General features: G+C 43.7%; 22 protein-coding genes and 1 pseudogene. 10 read left to right on the top strand and 13 right to left on the bottom strand.

Going from position 1 to position 25,246, the window contains the following annotated elements; all coding sequences use genetic code 11:
* Nucleotides 1-47: 47 nt before the first annotated feature.
* From NLZ44_RS15800 to NLZ44_RS15780, 5 genes and pseudogenes are all read right to left on the bottom strand, one after another.
* Nucleotides 48-1,163: an RNA-guided endonuclease InsQ/TnpB family protein gene (locus NLZ44_RS15800; protein WP_493753012.1), complete on the bottom strand. Its 1,116-nt coding sequence runs from the start codon at nt 1,161-1,163 to the stop codon at nt 48-50.
* A gap of 117 nt (nt 1,164-1,280) precedes the next feature.
* Nucleotides 1,281-3,599 carry a GUN4 domain-containing protein gene (locus NLZ44_RS15795; RefSeq protein ID WP_493750423.1) on the bottom strand — a complete coding sequence of 773 codons (2,319 nt, stop codon included), beginning with the start codon at nt 3,597-3,599 and terminating at the stop codon, nt 1,281-1,283.
* A gap of 76 nt (nt 3,600-3,675) precedes the next feature.
* Entirely contained in the window at nt 3,676-3,819 is a 144-nt protein-coding gene (locus NLZ44_RS15790; protein WP_493750422.1) for a hypothetical protein, read from the bottom strand.
* Nucleotides 3,820-3,835: 16 nt separating this feature from the next.
* A complete protein-coding gene (glgB, locus tag NLZ44_RS15785) occupies nt 3,836-6,142 on the bottom strand; it encodes a 1,4-alpha-glucan branching enzyme (protein ID WP_493753011.1) in 2,307 nt (768 codons plus the stop codon).
* Nucleotides 6,143-6,194: 52 nt separating this feature from the next.
* A pseudogene (locus NLZ44_RS15780) lies at nt 6,195-6,591 on the bottom strand (zinc ribbon domain-containing protein); the annotation flags it as partial.
* Nucleotides 6,592-7,245: 654 nt separating this feature from the next.
* On the opposite strand from NLZ44_RS15780, the gene NLZ44_RS15775 reads away from it, so the two are divergent.
* From NLZ44_RS15775 to nadB, 4 genes are all read left to right on the top strand, one after another.
* On the top strand, nt 7,246-7,824 hold the full coding sequence (locus NLZ44_RS15775) for a hypothetical protein (RefSeq protein WP_493750421.1): 579 nt from the start codon (nt 7,246-7,248) through the stop codon (nt 7,822-7,824).
* Between the two features lie 101 nt (nt 7,825-7,925).
* Entirely contained in the window at nt 7,926-9,863 is a 1,938-nt protein-coding gene (locus tag NLZ44_RS15770; protein ID WP_493750420.1) for a peptidoglycan D,D-transpeptidase FtsI family protein, read from the top strand.
* A 56-nt stretch (nt 9,864-9,919) separates the two neighbouring features.
* Nucleotides 9,920-10,717, top strand: a complete 798-nt coding sequence (locus NLZ44_RS15765; RefSeq protein WP_493750419.1) for an MBL fold metallo-hydrolase — start codon at nt 9,920-9,922, stop codon at nt 10,715-10,717.
* A 67-nt stretch (nt 10,718-10,784) separates the two neighbouring features.
* On the top strand, nt 10,785-12,560 hold the full coding sequence (gene nadB, locus NLZ44_RS15760; RefSeq protein WP_493753010.1) for an L-aspartate oxidase: 1,776 nt from the start codon (nt 10,785-10,787) through the stop codon (nt 12,558-12,560).
* Between the two features lie 68 nt (nt 12,561-12,628).
* On the opposite strand, the gene NLZ44_RS15755 is transcribed toward nadB, so the two are convergent.
* Nucleotides 12,629-12,898: an FmdB family zinc ribbon protein gene (locus NLZ44_RS15755; protein ID WP_493750418.1), complete on the bottom strand. Its 270-nt coding sequence runs from the start codon at nt 12,896-12,898 to the stop codon at nt 12,629-12,631.
* Between the two features lie 209 nt (nt 12,899-13,107).
* Here NLZ44_RS15755 and NLZ44_RS15750 point away from each other — a divergent pair, with 209 nt between their 5' ends.
* A complete protein-coding gene (locus NLZ44_RS15750) occupies nt 13,108-13,719 on the top strand; it encodes a hypothetical protein (RefSeq protein ID WP_493750417.1) in 612 nt (203 codons plus the stop codon).
* Between the two features lie 25 nt (nt 13,720-13,744).
* Here the strand turns inward: NLZ44_RS15750 and NLZ44_RS15745 are convergent, their stop codons facing one another.
* Entirely contained in the window at nt 13,745-14,206 is a 462-nt protein-coding gene (locus NLZ44_RS15745) for a hypothetical protein (RefSeq protein WP_111891707.1), read from the bottom strand.
* A gap of 141 nt (nt 14,207-14,347) precedes the next feature.
* On the opposite strand from NLZ44_RS15745, the gene NLZ44_RS15740 reads away from it, so the two are divergent.
* Both NLZ44_RS15740 and NLZ44_RS15735 read left to right on the top strand, forming a co-directional pair.
* Nucleotides 14,348-14,938: an EndoU domain-containing protein gene (locus NLZ44_RS15740; RefSeq protein WP_493750416.1), complete on the top strand. Its 591-nt coding sequence runs from the start codon at nt 14,348-14,350 to the stop codon at nt 14,936-14,938.
* A complete protein-coding gene (locus NLZ44_RS15735; RefSeq protein ID WP_493750415.1) occupies nt 14,935-15,249 on the top strand; it encodes a hypothetical protein in 315 nt (104 codons plus the stop codon). The genes NLZ44_RS15740 and NLZ44_RS15735 overlap by 4 nt, the downstream gene beginning before the upstream one ends.
* On the opposite strand, the gene NLZ44_RS15730 is transcribed toward NLZ44_RS15735, so the two are convergent.
* The 6 genes from NLZ44_RS15730 to NLZ44_RS15705 all read right to left on the bottom strand — a co-directional run bounded on the left by NLZ44_RS15730 (nt 15,246) and on the right by NLZ44_RS15705 (nt 21,356).
* On the bottom strand, nt 15,246-16,379 hold the full coding sequence (locus tag NLZ44_RS15730) for a glutathionylspermidine synthase family protein (RefSeq protein WP_111891711.1): 1,134 nt from the start codon (nt 16,377-16,379) through the stop codon (nt 15,246-15,248). The genes NLZ44_RS15735 and NLZ44_RS15730 overlap by 4 nt on opposite strands.
* Nucleotides 16,380-16,478: 99 nt before the next feature.
* Nucleotides 16,479-17,921 (bottom strand): hypothetical protein, encoded by a 1,443-nt coding sequence (locus NLZ44_RS15725; RefSeq protein ID WP_493750414.1) that lies wholly within the window; start codon nt 17,919-17,921, stop codon nt 16,479-16,481.
* 3 nt (nt 17,922-17,924) lie between these two features.
* Complete coding sequence (locus tag NLZ44_RS15720) at nt 17,925-18,302, bottom strand: hypothetical protein (protein WP_493750413.1); 378 nt, start codon at nt 18,300-18,302, stop codon at nt 17,925-17,927.
* Between the two features lie 96 nt (nt 18,303-18,398).
* Complete coding sequence (locus tag NLZ44_RS15715; protein ID WP_493750412.1) at nt 18,399-20,240, bottom strand: CHAT domain-containing protein; 1,842 nt, start codon at nt 20,238-20,240, stop codon at nt 18,399-18,401.
* 159 nt (nt 20,241-20,399) lie between these two features.
* Nucleotides 20,400-20,651 carry a hypothetical protein gene (locus tag NLZ44_RS15710; protein ID WP_493750411.1) on the bottom strand — a complete coding sequence of 84 codons (252 nt, stop codon included), beginning with the start codon at nt 20,649-20,651 and terminating at the stop codon, nt 20,400-20,402.
* A 102-nt stretch (nt 20,652-20,753) separates the two neighbouring features.
* On the bottom strand, nt 20,754-21,356 hold the full coding sequence (locus NLZ44_RS15705) for a CHAP domain-containing protein (RefSeq protein WP_493750410.1): 603 nt from the start codon (nt 21,354-21,356) through the stop codon (nt 20,754-20,756).
* Between the two features lie 390 nt (nt 21,357-21,746).
* Between NLZ44_RS15705 and NLZ44_RS15700 the strand changes: the two genes are divergently transcribed.
* The 3 genes from NLZ44_RS15700 to NLZ44_RS15690 all read left to right on the top strand — a co-directional run bounded on the left by NLZ44_RS15700 (nt 21,747) and on the right by NLZ44_RS15690 (nt 25,245).
* Nucleotides 21,747-22,001: a pentapeptide repeat-containing protein gene (locus tag NLZ44_RS15700; protein ID WP_111891445.1), complete on the top strand. Its 255-nt coding sequence runs from the start codon at nt 21,747-21,749 to the stop codon at nt 21,999-22,001.
* 207 nt (nt 22,002-22,208) lie between these two features.
* Entirely contained in the window at nt 22,209-23,408 is a 1,200-nt protein-coding gene (gene corA, locus NLZ44_RS15695) for a magnesium/cobalt transporter CorA (RefSeq protein WP_493750409.1), read from the top strand.
* 67 nt (nt 23,409-23,475) lie between these two features.
* Complete coding sequence (locus NLZ44_RS15690; protein WP_493750408.1) at nt 23,476-25,245, top strand: protein kinase domain-containing protein; 1,770 nt, start codon at nt 23,476-23,478, stop codon at nt 25,243-25,245.
* Nucleotide 25,246: the final 1 nt, after the last annotated feature.

Raw genomic sequence — 25,246 nt, 5'->3', positions numbered from 1 at the left:
CTTAAACAAAACCGGACATAGCCGGATATTGATGTTTATTTCTGGCTTCATCCGGGACTGTCGGCAGCACCCCGTCCACAAGTGTAATCGTCGGAACCAGGCGATTTTTCTAAATTTATACTGGCGTTCAAATCTCTATCAATCTTCAGCCCACAGTTCTGACATTCAAAAGTCCGACGGACTAGGGGCATTTTTTGACGATGGCCACAGTTAGAACAAAGTTGACTGGATGGATAAAATCTATCGGCAATAATCAACTTTGAACCATAACGTTCTGCCTTGTAACCTAGTTGACGACGGAACTCATAAAATGAAGCATCAGCGATAGAACCCGCCAAACAATGATTTTTCAGCATACCTGACACATTCAAATCTTCAATGACTACTTGGCTGTGGTTTTTAGCCAAAAAAGTAGTTATTTTATGAATTGTGTCACGGCGAATATTAGCTACTCTTTGATGTAGCTTTTGAACTTTTAAGAGACATTTAGCCCGATTTTTCGAGCCTTTGACTTTGCGACTTAAATGACGTTGTAATCGAGCTAGTTTTTTGGTCGCTGCTTTATAAGCCTTGGGATTAGAGAATTGGGTCCCATCGGAGCAAGTCGCCAAATTGTTAATTCCTAGGTCAACCCCGATTCTCTCTCGATATTTAGGTGTGATTTCTGGTGTGATTTCTACGAAAAAGCTAATATACCAGTCCCCTGCTTGGCGGGCTATAGTGACTTTCTTAACCCAACTTTCGGGTAGAGCCTCAAATGTAGAAACCCAGCCCACAAAAGGCAGCTTATGGCGAGTTCCTGACAACTTGAATGGCTTTCCGGAATTGTCAAGGGTAAAGCTATCATGGTAGCCTTTCTTCTTAAATTTAGGATAACTACTTATTCCCTTGAAGAAGCGCTTAAAGGCATCCCCTAGATTAATGAAGGCATATTGATAAACTTTAGAAGACAATTCGGACATCCAAGGATATTGAGGTTTCACATAATTCGTAAAAACCTTTTTGATGGAGTTGACGTTAGGCTTGAGTCCCTCTTCATAAGCTGACATCCATAAGTGTAATCCCCAATTGAACACAAATCGAGCATACCCCGCGTGTTTGGCCATCAAGGTGCGATGACGGTCATTGAGTTTTAGTTTGGTACGGAAGGCTTTGTAAACCATCATTGCATTTTACCATAAATCCTGCTTTTATTATTAGGTGGTGAGCAAAATTCGCCATTGTCCGGGGTTTAACCGTATATCAATTATTGAGTTGCGAATCTTCTGAAGTATTATACGCTATTGTCGTAAGATGTCCTGCAAATCTACGACTAAATCATGGCTCCCACTAGCCAGCGTTTGACCATCCCGCCTGAATGCTACAGACCAAACCCACCCAGAATGTCCAGTCAGCGTGTGGCTGAGTCCACCTGTCCTCACATCCCACAGTTTGATAGTCTTGTCAAAACTGGCACTAGCCAGCGTTTTACCATCCCGGCTGAATGCTACAGACCTAACCCAGTCAGAATGTCCAGTCAGCGTGTGGTGGAGTTTACCTGTCCTCACATCCCACAGTTTGATAGTCTTGTCAAAACTGGCACTAGCCAGCGTTTTACCATCCCGGCTGAATGCTACAGACCTAACCCAGTCAGAATGTCCAGTCAGCGTGTGGTGGAGTTTACCTGTCCTCACATCCCACAGTTTGATAGTCTTGTCAGAACTGCCACTAGCCAGAGTTTGACCATCCCGGCTGAATGTTACAGAATAAACCCTGTCAGAATGCCCAGTCAGCGTGTGGCGAACCTTACCTGTCCTCACATCCCACAGTTTGATAGTCTTGTCAAAACTGGCACTAGCCAGCGTTTTACCATCCCGACTGAATGCTACAGACCTAACCCAGTCAGAATTGCCAGTCAGCGTGTGGCAGAGCTTACCTGTTTTCACATCCCACAGTTTGATAGTCTTGTCAGAACTGCCACTAGCCAGAGTTTGACCATCCCGGCTGAATGTTACAGAATAAACCCTGTCAGAATGCCCAGTCAGCGTGTGGCGAACCTTACCTGTCCTCACATCCCACAGTTTGATAGTCTTGTCAGAACTGCCACTAGCCAGCGTTTGATTATCCGGGCTGAATGCTACAGAATAAACCGAGTTAGAATGTCCAATCAGGGTTTTTTGTAGATAGGGGGTGTTAGGGGGAAAAACAGGATGGACAATATTTTTGACTTGTGGAACACAGAGTTGACAACTATCCACACGAGAGAAAAGATGTCCTACCCATCCACCACCGACATTTCCAATAGTCCACGAACCAACAACACCTAAAGGAAGGTGTCCTTCTGGTGCAGTAATATCAAAAATAATATCTTTCCAACCCAACCAATTTTTTCCTTTTGTCCATCCTACCCTTTCTCCAAAAGATTCCCAAACTGTTGAATTAAACTGTTGGCTTCCCCCCAAACTTTGATAGATGCGTTTTTGTACAGAAAAACCAAAGCGCCCATGGCTATATTTGAGCCACAATTGGTCAATAGTGCGGAGGTCTTCACAGGGAAATTTATCAGCAGTTGTACTATCTAACCAACCTTTGTCTTCCCGCTTCGCCACAGCTAAAATAATACGCCTTGTTTCCTCGTCTGCTTCTTTCCACTTTCCCCCAGCGAGTAAGTCACGCAACTTCCCGTAGTCCATCCCCACATCTGAATTTAACTCCCCTTCTTCCCTTACCGGCTTAGGGGGAAGAGGGGGACTCAAAACATTAATCACCTCTTCCACAGACTGATAACGGTGTTTGGGTATAGGATTTGCTAACTTATCCAAAATATTAGCAAATTCATCACTGACAACATTCCCATTCAAGAAATTTCGCCACATCCATTCTCCATTCATCGGATCATATAAATCCAAGGGGCTAACTCCTGTTAATAAATGCAGACAAGTTACCCCTAAACTATATAAATCACTCATAAATACAGCTTTCCCCATAGACTGCTCAGGGGAGCAATATTCCGCTGAACCGATAATTGTTCCGGTAGCTGTGCGCTGCTGTGTTTGGACTACCTTAGCTGCGCCAAAATCTACTAAAAATAACTGGTAGTCACTCCGGCAGCGAATAATATTATCCGGTTTAATATCTCTGTGAATTACCTGCTGACCATGAACAAACTTTAAGATCTGCAACAGTCCTATTAATAATCCTCTCACTTGGGTTGGTGAAAAAAAACCGTTTTTATCTAACTCAGCTTGTAGGGTTTCCCCTTCGACAAACTCCTGAACCAAATATTGACGATTATCTGTGGTAAAATAAGCCATTAATTCGGGAATTTGGGGATGTTTACCTAGTTCTTCTAAACGTTGTGCTTCTTGTGCAAATAATTGGGAAGCCTTTTCTATACTGTCTGTTCCTTGAGCTTGGGGGAGAAATTGCTTAATTACACAATAGGGTTTTGATGGTTTATCTTCGTCAATGGCTAGAAACGTCCGACCAAAACCGCCTTGTCCTAAAATTGACTGGGGTGCATACCTTTCTCGCAGCAGTAACTTGTTACCGCACTTTTGGCAAAATTGGGAAGTATCAAGGTTAGGCTGGAGACAGTCGGGGTTAAGACATTGACGCATATATTCACACTATAGGCTGTTTATTTATCGCTAAAAAAATTCTCTGGCTATTATATCATAAATGATTGATGAACTACTACCCTCTATCTGTATGGGAGAGGGGTTGAGGGTGAGGGTTGAGAGTATGGTTGAGTAGGAAAGATGGACGCACTGGTTGATATCCTATGACCAAAAACTGAAAACCCGGCTTCCGCAAAGAAACCAGGTTTTCTGTTGTCACAATGTTTTAATTAGACTTATTCACCATCATCAGTTTCCGACTGCTGAAAAGCCTTAGCAGTTTTCTCTTCATCCAACTTGAGAATCAGCACGCCGAGAGGAGGCAGACACAAATCAAGGGATTGGGGATAATTATGGAACCACCACTCATCAGTCCATTTTCCGCCCAAATTACCCATATTGCTGCCGCCGTATTCACCAGAATCACTATTAAACAACTCGGTATAGAAGCCGACTTCGGGAACACCGACACGGTAATGGCTATGGGGTTGGGGAGTGAAATTACAAACCACTACCACAAACTCACCTGTATCCTTAGAACGGCGGATAAAAGAGACCACACTATGGCGGTTATCGCTACAATCAACCCACTGGAACCCGGCTTCCGCAAAGTCCTGGTCATAGAGAGCAGGTTCACTGCGGTAGAGAGTATTTATATCTTTAAAAAAGCGCTGAATCCCTTTGTGTGCATCAAACTGCAACATTTCCCATTCCAAGGTTCCCCAAGCATTCCACTCCTTCCATTGAGCAAACTCCATCCCCATGAAGATAGTTTTCTTACCAGGGTGAGCAAACATATAGGTAAATAAAGCGCGGACATTAGCAAATTTTTGCCAATCATCCCCTGGCATTTTACCGAGAATATTGCTTTTACCATGTACGACCTCATCATGAGACAAAGCCAACATGAAATTCTCGCTGTGGTGATACCACATACTAAAGGTAATGTTATTTTGGTGGAACTGGCGGAACCAGGGGTCCATGTGGAAATAATCCAACATATCGTGCATCCAACCCATGTTCCACTTTAGGTTAAAGCCTAAACCACCGACATAGGTTGGCCAGGAAACCATTGGCCAGGAAGTGGATTCTTCAGCAATGGAGAGGATACCAGGGAAGTAGCTAAAAATGACATGGTTAGTCTGGCGAATGAAGTCAGCAGCTTCGATATTTTCACACCCGCCATAATCGTTAGCGACCCATTCCCCATCTTCCCGACAATAGTTGAGGTAAAGCATGGAAGCGACAGCATCAACCCGAATACCATCGATGTGATACTTCTCAAACCAAAACAGAGCATTAGCTACCAGGAAGTTACGGACTTCATTACGCGAGTAATTAAATACAAGGGTTCCCCATCCTTTGTGTTCACCTTTGCGGGGGTCTCCGTGTTCGTAAAGGTGGGTTCCGTCAAAGAATGCCAACCCGTGACCGTCTTTGGGGAAGTGACCAGGTACCCAGTCCACAATTATCCCAATACCGTTTTGGTGACACTTATCTACGAAGTACATAAAATCTTCGGGAGTGCCAAACCGGGAAGTGGGAGCATAGTAGCCTGTAACCTGATAACCCCAGGACCCATCAAAGGGGTGTTCGGCAACGGGTAGAATTTCGATATGGGTAAAACCTAGTTCTTTGACGTAGGGAATCATTTGATCGGCCATTTCCCGATAGGTAAAGAACCGACTACCGGGATCCAGTTCTACGGCCTGTACAGGAGGCTCAACGGTTCCATCGGGTAATGTGTGGGGTTCAGAAAAGGGAGCGCGATTCCAAGAACCTAGGTGACATTCATAAACAGAGACGGGGTGTTCGAGAGGGTCGGTATTCCGCCGCTTCTCCATCCATTCGTCATCGTTCCACTTGTAGTTATTTAACTCAGCTACAATTGAGGCGGTTTTGGGTCGGACTTCCTGTTGGAAACCGTAGGGGTCGGATTTTTCGTAAATGTGACCCTCGAAGTTTTTGATTTCGTATTTGTAGGCTTCTCCTACACCAATTTCAGGAATAAAGAGTTCCCAGACTCCGTTACCAAATTTCCGCATTTGGTGTTTGCGACCATCCCAGTGGTTAAAGTTCCCCAGAATTGAGACGTTGCGAGCGTTGGGAGCCCAAACGGCAAAGTAGACCCCATCCACGCCATTTAAGTTCATGGGGTGAGCGCCGAGTTTTTCGTAAATACGATGGTGATTACCTTCGGTGAATAGGTGAATATCAAAATCGGTTAATTTGGGGGAACGGAAAGCATAGGGGTCGTGGGTGACGCGCTCGTGTTCCCCTTCCTTGAAGCGCAGTTTATAGTTTTTCAGTTCGGGAATATCAATAACACACTCGAAGAAGTGGGGGTTATGAACGGAGTACATGGGGTACTCTTTCCGTTCTTCGGGTAGTACAACCCATGCTGCATCAGCGGTGGGGAGATAGGCTCGCACGGCCCATAGGCTTTTTCCATCTTTCTCAATTTGATGGGGGCCTAGGACTTCAAAGGGGTCGTGGTGATGGTTCCAAACAATCTTGTCAATCTGATCTAATGCTATGGTCATGGATATCAAACGCTCTACAACAAAAAGATTACTAGAGTTAACACTGATACATTTACGCGACATTTTTCCGGTTGTTCCCGGACAATGCGACGATAGCACTATTACCCGTTAAGATAACAGAGGCGGTATCCCGCAAAGCTTTTAGAAAGATTCCAAAAGCACCGTTTCAGTCCCGTGGTAGAGTGAACCCGCACTCAGGACATCGGAACACTTTTGAGCCATCTAGCTGGGAATGGACATGACCACAGTGAGTACAGGTTTTGCTGGTGTATTCTTCGGTCACATCTACAACTGTGGTTCCAGTTATTTCCGCGCTTATGTCTCAGGGTTAGTTTGAATCGATAATGCGCCCATGTCAGCATGGCGCGGGCAGTCTTAGACCTGATTAGACGCTTCACCTTGGCAACCATATTGGAAGTCTCGAAGGTGGGCCAAAAAATCCGGCTGTGTTATGGGATGGCCAGGGATGCGATCCAATCAACCAAGGGGTTGAAGTCCTCACAGGGTAGTCCCCACGCCCATTTCAGCTCTATTTCATACCCGAAGGTCTCGCACCATACTTGGTATTATACCGTATTGCCGTAAAATGTTAACCTAATTTGAGATTAAATCATGCTCCCACAAATTCAATTTAATGGGATTTCTTCGACTGCCAGCACAGAAACGCGGTTCTGAACCTACAGTCCCTAGATCGAAAAAGGCATTTAGGCTATGGGGTAGCCAGCCAGGTTTCGGTGTGTGTTCTGGAGGCAGCACACAACCACATTGGTCAACTGTCAGCTAGATCATCGGTTCCAATCAGCCTTAATTCCTCGATCGCCAATTGGCTAATTGCTCGGTGAATTTGAGCCGCGATCGGGTCCCAGGAGTTTCCCCCCAAGTATTGCCGTTACAAAATCGGGCATTTGGATTGGTGGCTAATTTAACACAAGTATACAAAGCTGGGTGAAACTTGGGACATTTAATTTATCAGCCAAAATCAATTAATTGTTCAAGATATACCAGAGCATATCATCTGTGGTACTATAACCGTAGGTTTTTGTGGTTGCCGGATCAGGTCTGGGCAAAACTAAGTAACTAAACATTGTGATCAGGTGTAAGTGATGGCTGTTGCGTTTAAACCCCGCCGCCCCAGTAAACGGGTCGAGGTGAACCCTTTTGTTGTGGTCCAAAATCCTCACAATGTGGTTTCTCTCGATCGCATTCGTCATAACCGGGTAAAACCGGCTCCCTACTCCCGCCAGGAACCTCCCATCAGCACCATAGAGGCTAAAACCACAGTGGTGGAAGTTCTACCGAGGGCGCAAGATCTACCCCTATGGTTAAAATCTCTAATTACTGTTAAACAACTGTCATCGATCGCAGCCTGTGTTTTGATGGGGGGTGCTATGACTTTCTATGGGCTGAAGGTTTATGGGGAGTCTCGCTGGACAGGACAATATCCGAGACTAGAACATCTGCGACAACAAGAGCAACAACTGCGCCTGGCTAAGGAAATACTCAAACATACTATTGTAGAATCGGCCGGTGACCCTGATGCGGGTTTGGAAATTCCTACCCCTGATCATATTATATATGTGCAACCAGCCCCTCCGCGTCCAGCTACGGGGCGAGAACTTTCCTCGATTGTCAATCCTCCCTGGTCTTCGCCTCCTCAAACAAATCGGCCTTTGGCTTATTAGCAGTCAGGTAATGCTTCTCGACCCATGATAGGAGTGCTTCTGGGACAATGGCGCGTAAAGATCGAACACAGTTGGTTAATACTAGCAGGGTGAAATAGCCAATGGCTTCTTCTGATTATTCTTCGGGTTCGAGTCGATCGCATGAATCTGGTTTTTCTTCCCGTGGTAATCGTCAACCATTACGGGGCAGAATCAAGAAGCGATACAGCCAAGGCGACACTATGCGATCGCCAGGTTCTGCTAGTGTTTACCATCCCCCAAAAAATCTAATCTCTAAACCCTCTAGCAGAGTCTCCCACAGGAGGCCAAAGCCGATTAAGTCCGCTAAATGCAGTCCGGTTCGCCTGTACTTGGTGTGGTTAATCCTACTGGCGGGAATTTTCGGGCTAGGTATTCGCGTATTTCATCTGCAAATCATCGAAGGTCCTTTTCTGCAAGAAAAAGCTCAATATCAGCAACAACAGCGTTCTCTACCGTTTATTCCCCGTCGTCCCATTAGCGATCGCAATGGTACAATTCTGGCTTTTGATCAGCAGGTATATACCCTGTATGCTCACCCAGTTTTGTTTAAAAGCCCGCCCGAGGAAATCGCCCAGCAACTAGCCGGAGTAGTGGTAAGGACTGATCTAAGCAGTCCCACCACTCAGGAACTGCTGAATTTATTTAATGTAGCCCAGAGTGGTCTAAAGGTGGCGGATGGGTTATCAGAACAGGTGAGGCGCAGGATTCTCCGATTACAGATTGATGGCTTAGAATTAATTCCTGAGCGGCGGCGACTTTATCCCCAACAAAATTTAGCTGCTGATGTTGTGGGTTATGTAGACAAAGAAGGCCGAGGTCAAGCGGGAGTTGAGTATAGTCAGGAAAACCTGCTTAAACGTAGTATGCCTTCCCTGCTGTTCCAACGGGCGGTAAATGGCGCATGGGTTCCCTCTCAACTGGCTGGGGGTTTTATCCAAATGGATGACCTAGAATTGCGGCTAACGATTGATTCTCGTATGCAGCGCATTGTCCGCAGCACCCTAGCGGAACAGGTGGAGGCTTTTAACGCCAAACGGGGAACTGTGATTGTTATGGATGCCGAAGATGGTTCTATACTTTCGTTGGTGAATGAACCCTCTTATGATCCTAATCAATACTATAAGTTTGACAAGGAACTATTTAAAAATTGGGCTTTGACGGATTTATATGAACCCGGTTCTACCTTTAAGCCGATAGCAGTGGCTTTAGCTTTAGAGGCTAAGGCGATCGCACCAGATAGTTACATTAATGATGAAGGTAGCATTCAGATCGGACCTTGGACTATCTCTAATGCTGATTATAGTTCCGCAGGTGCTAGGGGCAATGTGTCGATTACCGATATCGTCAAATATTCGAGTAATATCGGCGTGGTGCGGATTGTGCAACGCCTGGACCCAAAAGTTTATTATCAGGGTCTACAGCGTCTAGGTATGGGGAAAGTCGTTAATGTTGACTTACCCTTTGCGGCGACTGGTCTGCTGAAAAGTGCTGAAGACTTTGTGAATGTACCGATTGAGATTGCTACCAGTTCCTTTGGTCAGGGATTGTCGATTACTCCTCTGCAATTAGCCCAAATCAATGCTACTTTAGCCAATGGTGGTAAGTTGGTAACACCCCATGTCGTACAAGGGTTGTTTAATAGCCAGGGACAGTCCTACTTGCAAACTTCCATCCCACAACCGGAGCAGGTTTTTTCCGCAGAAACCGCCCAAACCGTTTTGGAGATGATGGAAACTGTAGTTACGGATGGGACTGGTAAAAATGCCCACATTCCCGGATATCGCATTGCTGGAAAAACCGGAACTGCTCAAAAAGCTAGTTCTACGGGTGGTTATTATCAGGGGGCTTATATTACCAGCTTTGTTGGTATTATCCCCGTGGACAACCCTCGCTATGTAGTTGTAGCGGTAGTGGATGAACCAGAAGGGGGAAGTGGTGGATTGGTGGCTGCTCCCATTGTTAGGTCAGTAATGGAGGGGCTGATTAAAGTTGAACAGATCCCCCCATCTAAGTTTTAGTGGGACTTCACCAGGCTATATGATTAAATTTGAACATCCATCGACCTGATCATGTCATGAAGCTAATATTTTTAGGTTCGGGTTCAGCCTTTACCGTGGGGGCTGATAACTTTCAATCTAATATGATGCTGGTAGCAGAAAATAATCGGAAACTGTTGATTGACTGTGGGAGTGATCTGCGACATTCTCTGTATCAGTTGGGATGGTCTTATCGAGATGTTACTGATATTTATATTAGCCATATCCATGCTGACCATACGGGAGGCTTGGAATATATGGGGTTTACGACTAAATTTGACCCTAATTGCTCACGCCCTAAACTTTACCTGAGCCAAGAACTTGCTGACCTGGTATGGAATAATTGTCTGGCGGGAAGTATGACTTCTATTGAGGATGATTTGGCTACATTAGAAACCTATTTTGATATTGAACCGATTTCTCCGGGGTCTGGTTTTACTTGGGAAGGGGTTGATTTTACTTTGGTTCCTACTATTCATATTCAAGACAAATATCAGGATGTTCCTAGTTATGGTCTGAGTTTCTCGGTGGGGGGAGTTGAGGTGTTTTTGACTACGGATACTAAGTATTGTCCGCAGCAATTGCAGGGTTTTTATGAAAGTGCTAATCTAATTTTTCATGATTGCAATACGGCTCCAGTTACTGGGGGTGTTCATGCTCACTATCAGGAACTGATCACCCTACCGGACAAGATTAAAAATAAAATTTGGCTGTATCACTACCCGCCCGGTTCGCTGCCTAATGCTGAACAGGATGGCTTTAAAGGGTTTATTAAACGGGGGCAAAGTTTTGTTTTTGAAGATGGTAAATTTTTGGTAGAAATGCCAACTAAATAATGGGGGGGAATGGGGAATGGGGACTGCTACCCATTCCGCCGCCCCTGGTCTGGGGTTGATGGTGGTCATGGCCCTAGGCTTTTTTCGGCAATTGCTGAAATTCCAGAAAAGAATCGATATACTCGTTGGAAGCGTCGAATTTAACAGCATGAAACATAACCCCAACCCCACTTCGGAGTTCTCGGAGTCGGCGGAGGAAATTCCTAATCAATTTGATATCATTGTGGTGGGAAGTGGTGCGGCTGGACTCTATGCCAGTCTTTGCCTTCCGCCTCATTTGCGCGTCGGTTTAGTTACTAAAGATAGCCTGGGAAGTGGCTCTAGTCCCTGGGCTCAGGGTGGCATTGCGGCGGCTATTTATCCCCCAGATACGCCAGAATTACACATGGAGGATACTTTACAGGCGGGGGCGGGATTATGCGATCGCCAAGCTGTACAGTTTTTGGTAGACCATGCGGCGGAGGCGATCGAGTTTTTGGTGAATTTGGGTGTGGACTTTGACCGCGCTGGAGAAAAATTAGCCACTACCCTAGAAGCCGCCCACTCTTATCCCAGGGTTCTCCACTCCCGCGACACTACGGGAAGGGCGATCGTTGATGTCCTCATGGCTACGGTATTGAAACGCCCTAATATTCAGGTGGTTTCTGGGGCGATCGCTTTAAGTATATGGCCAAATCCTCAAACTGGGCGTTGTCAGGGTGTTAGTGTCCTGTATCAAAGTCAAATTCGCTGGCTACAAGCTAAGGCTGTCGTATTAGCCACTGGTGGCGGCGGTCAAGTTTTCGCCAAAACTACTAACCCCGAAGTTAGCACCGGAGATGGCATTGCGATCGCATGGCGAGGGGGGGCTGCGGTCCGAGATTTAGAATTTTTCCAATTTCACCCCACAGCCTTAATGAAACCCGGCGCACCCCATTTTTTAATTAGTGAAGCTGTGCGAGGAGAAGGGGCTCATTTAATCGATCGCCAAGGGCGGCGTTTTGCCTTTGACTATCACCCAGCCGGGGAATTAGCCCCTAGAGATGTCGTGAGTCGCGCCATTTTTATGCACCTACAAAAAACCTCAGATCACCCCGCTGAGGATAATGTGTATTTGGATATGCGACCCATACCACCAGATAAAATTCGCCATCGTTTTCCGAATATTATTAACGTCTGTCAACATTGGGGCATTGATGTCTTTAATGAACCTATGCCTGTGGCTCCTGCTGCCCATTATTGGATGGGAGGTATTACCTGTGATTTAATGAATCGCACCTCTATGCCAGGGTTATATGCCATTGGAGAAACTGCCAGCACCGGAGTTCACGGCGCTAACCGTTTGGCTAGTAATTCCCTATTGGAGTGTTTGGTTTTTGCTTCTCAATTATCCAAAATTGAAATGGATTTGACTGACCATAAATATATCGATTATACACCTTCGATGATATTGGTGCAAGGTAAATCTGATTATACTCAAGAATTAGAGAAAATGGAGGAAATTCGCCACAGTTTGGCGGCTTTGATGTGGGAAAGTGCCGGAATTTGTCGGACCCAAACCGTCCTAGAAGCAGCTATCCCCATTGTTTTAAATTGGCGCAAGGAGTTGCAAAAATTACAAATCAGTAAATATTTGCTGACCATGAATCCTCGGCAAAATATGCAGTTATTATCTCCTGAATCGGGCAAAACTTTGAAAGCGTTGGCGGAAACTTTCAACCTGTTAGATATCGGATATTTGATTCTGCGAAGTGCCGCTTTTCGCAAGGAAAGCCGAGGGGGACATTACCGCCTAGATTACCCAGAAACTAGCCCAGATTGGCAAATTCATACTGTGAATCGGGTTAATCTACCGACGAAATGATTAACCAGGATTAGCCCTCCCATTAGTAGGAGAGGGTTAATCCATGGCGATACTCATTTAGGAGTCGATTAATCTTGGGCGGTCACATTCTCATAAACCCCCTGATCTCGCTTGACTAGCTTGGTAAACCCCGCATTTCTGTAATCAGCATTAGAAGTGGGAATAGACAGCATGGGTGAACTCAAGAGGCGACGGACGGGTGCATCTTCTGGGGTATCCCCCACTTCACAACCCGCTAACTGACAAACCTCGCCCCAGGTTTTCACCTCCCGATTGATACTGTGCATCACCTCAATCTTGCGGTTATTGCTAGGACACAAATAATCGTAGATTGGCATAGCAGTTTTCTCAAACAGATAAAGAAGCCCTATATTCATTTTTACCATAAAAACTTAAAATTTACATAAAATTTGAACGACACGGCCCTATTGATGATAATCTATGTCGTAGCGATGAAGCCCCACCGGGGTTAGGGATGATTTACGGACTCTGGTGGGTCTCAACCCTGGTCTGGTTGTCTGATATCTAGTTTTAAGGAGAAATTTAGATGAGTGATTTTAAGCCTACCCCTGAGACCGATTTAACCACTACCCAATTATTAGACCGATATAACATTAATGATACTAGCCTCCTCAAAAGCTGGGCAACACTGCACGGATTAAATGGCAATCGTAGCACCTATTCCCCTCAAGAAATCGATTTGCTGGATCATGTTCATCATCACCTTCATAATTTGGGGATGACTATTGATGAATATCAAAATCTACTTAACCGCCGTCCTTCTCGTACCAATTATCAGCCTCCACAACCTGTGAATAATTCCTCTCATTCCCCCAATTCATCGGCGGAAACTACCCCGAAATCTGATGAGGAAATGGTGGAGGGTGCGGCGGCTACGGTTGACCTGTTAATGGCTCAATATTCGGAGGCGATCGAATGTGTGGGAGAACGCATTGCCGAACACTTTATTGATGAATTAGATGCCTCGGTTATGCGACATTTGGCGAAAAAAGTCCAGGAACGTCAGGCGATTAAGTCTGGTCAACCCAATCGTTTTTTGCGGACTATTCAATCGGTTTTAAAGCCTAGCCAGAATCCGATGTTGACTGATGCTAAATCGGAACCCTGGGAGATGGAAAGCAATCATCGTTTGGGATAAGTTATGATTAATCAGGCTGATATCCCTAAAAACGTCGATGGGGAATTGGCACTGTAGACCATCGATTTGTCTGATTTTCTAAACGTGCTAATCTCCAGATTCTACCTTGGGCTTGTCTTTGTAGGTAAATCTGAAATCGGTTCTGCTGTTCCCGCCACCAGCGATCGCTAAATTTAACACTAAGGTTATAGGTTCCCTCAACTTTAAATCCTTGGAGGTTGTTAATCATTATTGGTTCCATATTCGAGATGGCTACCCGTGTGATTTTAAATGATTGGGGAGACCTGGCAAAATCTGATTGTAGCTTGAGTTGTTGATGGATTTCTTTAATCTGTATGGTTAGGGCTTGTTGAACTAAGGTGGGTGTTGGTGTTATTCCCACCGGAGAACATCCCCATAACGTCAATGCTAATAAAGGGATAATTACAGTGATTATAGGTAATTTCCTGGTAGGGGTAAATTTTCTAACCCACAGGCGATCGCTCATTTTAGCCCAAAATTTCTCAATACTGTTTACAGACTGGGATATGCTCCCATCATCTTACCCTGGAAAATTGCCTAAAATTATGTTATCATATAACGGTCATAATCACCATAGATACAATCCATAAAATTCACAGGAGAATTTATGACAACCACAACCCCTAGGCGGAAGGTCGCCAAATTCATCAATATCTTAGGGTTATTTATAGCAACAGTAGCTATATTTGTGTTTGCTGCTAGTGAACCCGGAAAAGCGAGTAACTGTTTAAATTCCAGCCATTGGGTAGCCGCTTATAATAACCGACAAGTTAATCATACACATATTTTTTGTGGAGAGTTGAATCGACGGGGGAGACTGGTAGGATTTCATTCGCGTCCTGGGGGAAGAAATCCCGCCACTGTTGCCAGATTTAACATTACCCAACCCGCCAATAGTCAGGGTATTTACGCAGGAGAATGGACTTATCAAGGGTCATCTCAAGCCACCAAATTTTCGACTATGTTTCCCGATCGCTGTACTCCCACACAGGTAATTAACTCCATTGCTCACGCCGCCGACAATAGGATATCATGTCCTTCTAACGCTCCTAATTGGGCTTGGTGTGGCTATAATACCCCTGGCGGCGGAGATAATCGGTTTTGTCAGGCTAATGATGGCAGCCAATACGTCGTGGCTGGGGCTACTAATTCAGATGGTAAAATTAACACAGGATTTCCTTTAAGGTTGTCAAGATGAGTATGGAAACTAATTGGGACTGGTCAGAGTGGAAACAACAAAGTAACGCCCACCGCCTGGTAGTGGAATTTTTAACTTTGGATGTTCAAGATAACTGCGAATATATTAGGCATATCTGCAATCAAATTGCGGCGTTAGAAAATGGCGAAATTGCTGATTGTATCTGTTCTGGTAATGCTTATTATGTGAGTTTGTCCCCCCAAAATGTGACCATTGAGAATTTGATTATAGATGATGAACCCATCGAAACTATCTCTCTCAATGAGTTTAAACAGGCTATTTTATGCTGGCAAGACAAACTTGAAAGTTAGATGAAATAATGGGGGATAAACTGGCTAGTATTCTGGGTGATGGGGGTACGATCTTCTCGAATACCAATCCCGGCTGCTTCCCCACCGATAACCCAAGAACCCAGCACGGGATAACAACCTTGAAATTCTGGGAGGGGAAAGTAGGCTTGATAAATCACGGGTACATCTTGATATATCCCTGGGGTTTGATAAGTGCGATCGCCATAATAAATGCTAATATTAGCACCCTCTCGGGAGAAAATAGGTTTACTGATGTAGGGATGTCGCAGGGGGCTAGAATCGAAATAAGCAGGTAATAAATTGGGGTGATCTGGAAATAATTCCCAGAGAATTGGTAAAATCGCCTTATTGCTGAGAATCATTTTCCAGGGTGGTTCTAGCAATTGCATCGGTTCATTCAGCAGAAACTGGCTAAATTCATCATCAACTATCCACTCCCAAGGGTAAAGTTTAAACATTAACTTAATTGGCTGATATTCCCAATCACAAAAACACATCCGATGAGAATCCCAACCCACTTCATCTATATATAGATGTTTGGTTTCAAAACCTGCTTGCATCGCCAAATCTCTTAAATATTCAACAGTCCCCAAATCTTCCTCTGTATCCCGTTCGCAGGTGAAATGTAGATACTTTCCTTGTGGGGGTGAATTTTGGTAAATTGTCTGGAATTGGGCTAGTAATTTTTCATGAATTGAGTTAAACTGATCAGCATCAGGAAAAACCTCTTCTAACCACATCCATTGTACCACACTGGCTTCTAACAAAGCCGTCGGAGTATCGGCATTATATTCCAGTAATTTGGGGGGGTTAACGCCATCATAAGCCAAGTCAAACCGACCATATAAACTCAGGTCTTCCCGCGTCCAAGACCGACAACATAGTTCAAAAAAATCTGGGTCGATTGACAGTTGCTGATAACGTTGTTCGGACACAATACAATCAACGGCTTCTAAGCAGAGTTCGTGTAGTTCCTGGGTAGCCGCTTCTATTTCGTCAATTTGTTCGCTGGTAAATTGATAACAAACCCTTTCGTTCCAATACAATCCATCTAGTTCGTAGAAATGAAATCCCACCTCGTCGCATTTGTCTTGCCAGTTAGGACGAGGTGTGATTGAAATACGCTGCATTTTTGAACTTACCATAGTCTGCCTACTAGAATATGCTATCAGGGGGGATTTGTCAAGGGAAAAATCTTAAAAAAACCTTAAATTCCTCAGCCTTGATGGTTATCGCTTTTTCAAGTAGTTATTATACCACTCAATTAACCCACCATTGATAGAACCGACGACACCACCGACTAACAGGAATACGAAAAGACTCCAAAATAAGGCATAAATTCCGGGATTTAAGATATATTGATTTTGGTCATCTTTCACCAGGAAACCTTGTTCAATATGACCTGAAACCGCCGAGGCGACAATACCTCCCGCACCGAGTCCAGCCCCGAGAATTTGGATGGTGTGTTCTAAGGAGCGATCGCATTCTGTTTGTTCAATTTCTACTAATCCGCGAATGGTATTAATTAGTTCTGAAAACAAGTCTTGTACGGGGATTAAATACTCTAAATCGACTTCTATTTGTTCGATAAATGTAGTTCTGGCTGTGGCTTGAAATTTCTGTAAAAAAGGTAAGTTATCTTCAGATAGGGCAATATTTTCCAGGTCTTTAACACAGGTTTGATAGTTTTTTAAGTTGGTTTCAATGGTGTTTAAGTGAATTTTTATCTGTTGAATATAGCTAAAATATTCAAAGGATAACCCCGGTAGTTTAGTTAATTCATCCTTTAAAATATCTAGTTTTTGCTGGGTGGGTTCTGGTAATCCTTGAATGATTTGGAGATGGGGGGACAATTGTTGATAGAGTTTTTTCGCCTGTTGATAACACCAACGGGACTGGTGATAAGCATAGAGGATTTTATGGCGACAACATAAGAGATTAATTAAGGGTTGATAATATTTCCCTTGGCTTTCTAACTGTTGAGTTTGGGGGGAATTATTCAACCAGATTAATAGATGAATTTTAGGGGTTTGATATTCAAAAATCGGACTTCCGAATAACTGACCCTCACCGGGTGGATGTTTTAATAAAAGTTCGGCTTCTGCGGGAGGAAATAATCCCCGAATACAAGCATTGATGAAATGGCGATCGCTTTTATTTTCTACCGCCATAGGTTCAGCAAAAAATAGCAAAGTTTGTCCCAAATCAGATTGGATAAAATCCGGCATTAAGCAATAGTTGGGATTGAGAAATTGGTGCAATTCCGAGACTTTAACAACGGCTTCTGGTCGATAAAAAGTAATATCAACGGCGTAGGTATCATGAATTTGCAGCGGATACACTCCCCCCTGAATTTGAGGATGATTAGCACCCGGTTTACCATAGAAATATAAAAAGGTATCTGGGTCAGGTTTCAACAGTGGTATATGGTCGCTATCTGGGTTATCATCCGTTGACGCAAAGCCGATTTTTCCGTTAGGTTTCTGGAGTTGTTTAATCAAGTCTTGTAACTGAGGAGAACCCAACTTAATTCCCAATTCCCGGCATTTTTCCCATAGATGGTCTGATGTTTTAATGGGTTCATCTCCCGACAGCAAAGTGTTTCGCAGTTGAAAGGCGATTAAGGTTAACTTGGGGTTTTTAACAGTCTCTAACTGAGTCTCAGTGACCATCTATTAATTATCAGTTGATGATGTCTTGGGGGGAGTTTGTTTAACTTGCTGACTCTGACTTTGCATAATGCTATTTTCTAATAACTTTTTAGCGCTTTCAGGTTGGCTAGAAGATGAGGAAAGGCTGTTAGTTCCCGGTAAACGATCGCTGGGTTTTGACTCTGGTTCAGAATCATATTTTTTCAATATTTCTAACTGACTATCAACAATATCATCATATTGTTCATACCACTCAGATATAGCAAGGGATAAGGTTTCAGTATCATCTGCTAAGGGTTCTATTAAATCAAGTAGTTCTTGATGTTTTGAGTCAGCAAATAATTGAGGCTGTTCCTGTAGCAGTTGGACAAAGGCGATTAAGTTTTGTTCCTCAAAAGTCATAGACTTATTTTTAAACACAGTATTACATCCATTATATCAAATTTCTGGTTTTTGTGCTAATTGAGAAACCCGGTTTCTGTGACTTGATGAAATGAGTTAAAATTTACCCACCGCGCAAAATGCACCCCAGTAGTAGGGAGAAGCAAAGGGTTTATCATCTTTAACTTTTTGCAAGGATATCCTTAACTTCATTAAGTTGGCTTTATCAATCCAATTTAATAACTCGGTTTTAGTGGCATTTCTTAACCAATTTTGGGCAGAAATTAAAGCGATCGCTATATTTTCACCTTCCCTTAATAATTGATAAAACCTAATCATTAATAACGCCGTGGAAATATCACTAACCGCCCAAAGAGAACTTATCACATTAGTAGAACCCGCCACCAAAAAGCCACTGGGTAAACCGATATATTCATCACTTTTCGCCCGGAAATCAATTAACCCCGTTTCACAGGCGGAAAGCGTCACCAACCGACAGGAACCCAAGTCTAAAGTAAACACATCCCCCAAGGTCAAACATTGACGTAAATCAACAACAGTTTTGTTATTATTAACAGGTAGGTGGCGACTGCGATCGATAGGCGAGGGAGGCGGTTCTAGGTAGCAGTTGGCTAGTAATAAAGCCGACAGTAGGGGATTGGTAAAATTAAAATAACCGTGACAGGAAAAATGGTGACAATGGGCCGTTTTTAGTTTGGTTTTTTGTTGAGAATTTAACTCAGTTTTCGTCGCCTGTTTCTTAACTAAAGTAGTCTGGGGTTGAAAATAGCTGGAAATGGTCTTAACTTCTAAGTTGGTAAACTCTAAATCTTCCGTGGGATTTTGGATGGCAAAAAGTTCGGAAAAATTCTGGCGATCGCGATTATTTGCCGTTTGCAGAAGTTGACAACTGGGCGCATAACTAACGCCGCCGGAAAATCGATCCATTAAATAGGTGATATTTCCCCCCGATAGGTCGAGGGGGATAGCGTGAAGGGGGAATAAATGCAGGAAACGGTTAGGAATTAAAACCAGGCGATCGCATTTGTTAGCCGTCTTCTGGATAGTGGCGAGCAGTTCATGAATATGGAGAATTTCCCCCAGTTTTTGCAGGCGGGAAATCAGGGTATTTTGCCAATCTTGACTGGTGCGGTTTTGATAAGCATTTAAGTAGTCATCAGCCCACTTGATTAATTGTTGATAATCTTCCGGGCTCGACTGCCAGAGTGTCACCCTTTCCCCGTCGGTTGCCGTGGGTTTTGTCGGGGGTGTGACGATAAACACCAAAAAGCGATCGCTCAAAATATACCATTCTAAAATCGCCGTATTTTCCCCTGTTAAGGCTTGAATTTCTGCAAAAGGCATAGGCTGAACCTTTTGGGTGCGGCGGAAGTCCCGGTCAATGGGGGTAATCTTACTGTCAATCAGGTTGTCGAGTTGTTCCTGAAGTTGGTTGAGGCGGCTGCGGTCTGGCGGTGAAGTTGGCGCGATGGTGATATTAGCGCTGCGTTCTCCGGTTGTTCCGCCGCCAAAGTTGTCGCGGTTGCGTTCTTCAATTTCCAGGCGACGTTGTTCGGTTTCGATATCTCGACGCAGGCGGGTGAGTTCATCGAGGACGGTTTGGGGAATATCGCCTTTCGGGTAAAGGTCACGGGTTGCCATGAGTTCAACCAGGTTACGAGCTTTACTGCGTTCCACATATTCAATGGCGGCGGTATAGTTTTTCAGTTCGATACAAACTTCCACCATTGCTTGATAAAGTTTCTGCCATTTTTCGGCGAATTTCTGTTTATCTGCATCTCCCCCTTTAACAATTTCTGCCCGGATATCTTCGAGGGTTTCAATGGCATTATAAAAGGTATCATAAGCGAGTTGCCATTGTTGAGATGCTTGATAAGCAAACCCTAAATTAAATGATGTTTCTACATAATTGTAAGGAAAAGCTTGGCGGGTTCTCACTTCTAAAGCGTCTTGATAGTAAGCGATCGCAATTTCCAGGTTCTAGGCGCGCTGACCTAACGGGAATTTTGCTATGAAATCGCCAAATATCACAATAATAATCCCACGCTTCCTGAATATGGGGATTATTTTCAAATCTAAGTATAGCATCATTATAGCTCAGTGCCAACCCCAGAGAAACCCGGTTTCTTCGAGAAACCGGGTTTCTTTATCCGCCATTAAATCATCAACATTCACTTGTTGAGTTTTGCCCTGTTTATATTCAGCATGAGCCTCAACAATACTCTCAGCAATTTCTTTCCGCCTTTTTTCGGATAATCGTTTTTGCAGAATTTCAATTAAAAAATCTTGCTCGGACTCCGACAGAGACTCTGCTAGTTCCAAAACTTGATGAAAATTAGCTGGTGGCATAATCCTCTGATGTGGTAAGTATTAACAGTTAGTGATTAGATACCAAGAAGAACTCATAAACCCAGTTTCTTTATTATTTAAGAAACCGGGTTTCTTAGACTACTAAGAAGAAGAATCACGCCGAGTCAAAGCATCTAAGAGGTTGCGGTGATATTCTGGGACTGTATCAGTTTGGGGTTGTTGACGGGTTTCAGGAGTCGGGGAAGTTTGAGTAGTGTTTTGGGTTGTAGATGCTGGTGTAGGCTGTTGTTTATAAGCCGGACGACCATAACCCATAATCCCCCCAGGACGACGTTGGCGACGCATGACTGCTCCGCCATTAGATTCATTACCAACCGCTGTGTTACCCTCAATACTGGTGACACTACCATCAGAATTAATACTTTCTACAATTCCCACATGATCAGAAATTCCGTCTCCCCGCCAACAGTAAAATACCACATCCCCAACCTGTGGCTGAGAAAACCATCGACCTTGTCTCTGAAACCAATGTACTCCATCTTGACAATAGGCAAATCCTTTGGAGGTGCGAATTGGTAGGGTCAGACCCGCGCGATCGAAGCAGTAGGAGACGAAAATCGCGCACCAAGGCACATGATTCATACCATACCACTGACCATATTTATTTTGATTACTGTTTGGGGGTGATTCAGTGTAGCCTATTTCCGCCGCCGCCACTCGCAGAACATCATTTGCTGTCGTCATGGTAGAATTTTCCTTTACTATTTATCTTAGTTATATCTTAATTATCAAATCATTAGTTTAGTTTTTGGTCTCCAATTAGCGCAGTTTCTCGACTGTCCTGATACCCAGAACCCCTGGCACTACTTCAAATCTCGGATGGCATCATGATTTGATAGCAGGATTGATCTAGATCACTGTTTCATTATACCTCAGTCACTCTCAATATTGACTAAGTTTACTAATCTCTAGGCTAAATATCACAGAAACTATTTGTTATCTGTGGCACAATGGAAGCCATAGCAGGGAATCGGGAATCAGGAGAACAATTCCCCTATCCATGGGGGGGTGGTCTGTTTAATAACTGTCCTGGTGACTGCTATATCAAAGCACAAAATCTAGGGAGACAGTATCATGCAGGCTAATTTTTCCAAAAAGTCGTTTTTTATTAATCTCAAAGGTGCGGATCTAACTAATGCTAATTTGGCGGGTATTAATTTGGGCAAGGCAGATTTAGAACACGCGATTTTTGAGGGTGCTAATCTCCAAGATGCTGATTTTACTCAGGCTCGCAATTTGCGGGTTTCCCAAATTAAACAAGCGGTAAATTGGCAATATGCTCGTTATCATCAATCTCTCCAACAGGAATTAGGTATCGCCAACTATTGAAAGAAGCAAATCGGGACGCAACGACTGAAATAGTGTTGCGTCCACAGTTAGTCTGAGATAAATTATGATTTAATGATATGGGATAGACTCAATCTGGCTAGTGAAATTAACTTGTTAACCAGATTTTAAACAATTGGTCATCCAGCAACTGCGATCGCCTATTTAAACTTAGAGGGAATTTCGATACAATAATCATCATAGTAATTTATGGCGATCGTATATTTTATGACCTCAAATGTCAAACCCCCATCTAGTCCCGACCCAGAATTAGAAATCACCGAAGAAGACGAAGAACAATCAGAGTTAGACTATTTTTTTGACGAACCCGGAACCCTCCCCGGAACCCTAGACCTGAAAATTGATGCAGCTCCCCCTCAACTGGTGGTAATTGAGTACAACCAGACTACTGCTATGCGTACTATCATCAACAGTCCCTCAGAATATACTCGTTATCATGATTCTGAATGTATATCCTGGTTAGATATACAAGGTTTAGGAAACTTAGAAACCTGGCGACAGATGGCAGAAATTTTTAACCTTCATCCCATTGCTTTAGAAGATGTGGTGAATGTTCCTCAGCGTCCGAAAGTTGTTTATTATGACAATCCCGATCATGTAGTAATTATCGCTTGGATGGTCATGTTAAGTCCCCGGTCTCAAAAACTACATAAAGAACAGGTTAGTATTATTTTAGGGGAACATTATGTAATCACAGTTCAAGAAAAGCCTAAATATGACTGCTTAGAACCTGTCAGAAATCGGATTCGCCAAAATCAAGGTAATATTACCAAATATGGCACGGACTATCTGGCTTATGCTATTTTAGACGCGATTATTGATGAATTTTTCCCGGTCTTAGAAGTCTATAGCGATATGCTAGAAGATTTAGAGGATGAGGTTTTGTTTCAGCCACAATCCAAAACCATGCAGAATATCTATAAAACGAAACGGGATCTGATTGTTTTACGTCGCGCGATCTGGTATCAGCGAGAATCCTTAAATATCCTGATTCGCGACAAAAATAAATTGGTCAGCAAGAAAGTGCGAGTTTATCTGAGAGACTGTTATGATAATACAGTCAATATTCGCGATATGCTGGAGACTTACCGGGAGTTAGCCTCAGATCTGATTAGTATTTACCTGTCGTCTATGGGAAACCGCATGAATGAAATCATGAAAGTTTTAACGGTCATCTCGACAATTTTTATTCCCCTAACCTTTATTGTCGGTATCTATGGAATGAACTTTGACCCGGAAATCTCCCCCTGGAATATGCCAGAATTAAAATGGTATTATGGTTATCCAATATCCCTAGCATTAATGGCAATTATGGCGGGTAGTTTAATTTACTTTTTTTGGAAACGAGGTTGGTTTAATGATTTCTCCCAATTTGACCGAGACCATTAATGAAAATCTGGGTAATCACGCAAATTTCTACCCTATTACTGTTGTTCACCTTCACAGCTAACTTACTATGAAAACTGAACAGATAATTGCTGGACGCTATCGAATCATCAAATGCTTAGGAGAAGGGGGATTTAGTACGACATACTTAGCGATAGATCAGCAAAATTCGGCTAATTCTCCCTGTGTGGTTAAACACTTCTCCCCCCAATGGAAAGGTCGGGAAAGTCTCGCCAAAGCCTCGGAACTATTTGAACTAGAAGCCACCCGTTTAGAAAATCTCGGTAAACATCCACAAATCGCCCAAATTTTTAATTACTTTAAAGTTGACAATAGCCAGTATTTGGTGCTAGAATATATTGAGGGTGATAATTTATCGGAAATCCTCGCCAAGAGGGGAGTATTTAACGAGTCTCAAATTCGCTACCTACTGGCTAACTTATTGCCAGTGCTAGAATTTGTACATTCTCAGAATATTATCCACCGAGACATCAAACCAGAGAATATTATCCGTTCTGCTAACGGACAATTGGTGCTGGTAGACTTTGGCGCGGCTAAAGAGGCGATCGGTAGTGCTTTACTACGCACAGGAACTATAATTGGCACACCGGAATATATTGCTCCGGAACAACTAAGAGGAAAAGCCTCGTTTGCTAGTGATTTATATAGTCTAGGTGTCACTTGTATACATCTACTCACGCAAATGTCACCGTTCGACTTATTTGATACTGGAGAATTTTGCTGGGTGTGGCATCATTATTTAGTGAATAATCCCATCAGTGATGAACTGACAAAAATTCTGAATCGGCTGATTGAAGATGCGACTAATAACCGCTATCAATCAGCGTCAGAAGTTCTGCAAGATCTAAATGCTCGTAGTAACCAACTTAGCGTAATTACGCAACCAGTTAGCTTCCCCTCGGCTAAAAATAGTGTGGGTTGGAAACGTCCCCAAACTTTGAGCGACTATTGGAGTTCTGTATCTTGTGTCGCCTTTAGTCCCGATGGTAATATTTTGGCGGGAGGTAGTTTCGATCGCACTATTCGACTATGGCGACCAGAGACGGGAGAATGGATTATATCTTTACTAGGTCCTTCTCAACCCATTCTGGCGATCGCCTTTAGTCCTGATGGAAAACTCTTAGCGGGGGGTAGTGGTGACGGTCAGATTCATCTATGGAACCTAGAAAGCAGCGAAGAAGTGATCGCCATTGCGGCTCATGAAACCGACCGAGTTTCCATGTCTATCACCTTCAGTCCCCAAGGCGATATTATTGCCAGTGGTAGTGACGATGGAACCGTGAAAATCTGGAAACTTTCCACCTGTCAACTATGCCACACTTTACAACATTTGCGGGGGATTAATGGCATTGCTATATCAGCCAATGGGGAACTGTTAGCAGCAGCAAGTAGCGATAATTCGATCCACCTGTGGGGGGTAAATAGTGCGGAACACTTAGGGCAACTTTTAGGACATGAGCGGGATATTAATGCGATCGCCTTTAGTCCCAATAGTCAAATCCTCGCCTCAGCCAGTAGTGACAACACCATCAAACTATGGGATCTGGAAACTCAGCAACTCCTAAAAACCTTAACCGGACACGAAGACTGGGTGAGAACTGTTGCATTTATTCGCTCTCCCGACCAAGACCGAAAATCACTGCTAGTCAGTGGTAGCGCCGATCGCACCATCAAAATTTGGGATCTCGACGAAGGAAGCGCCATTGATACCCTAGTAGGACACACCAAAGATATTAATGCGATCGCCATCAGTCCCAATCATCGCACCATCGCCAGTGGTAGTAGTGACAACACCATCAAAATTTGGCGACGGGAATAGT

The sequence above is a fragment of the Arthrospira sp. PCC 9901 genome (assembly GCF_059013425.1).
This window is presented reverse-complemented; position numbering and strand designations above follow the sequence as displayed.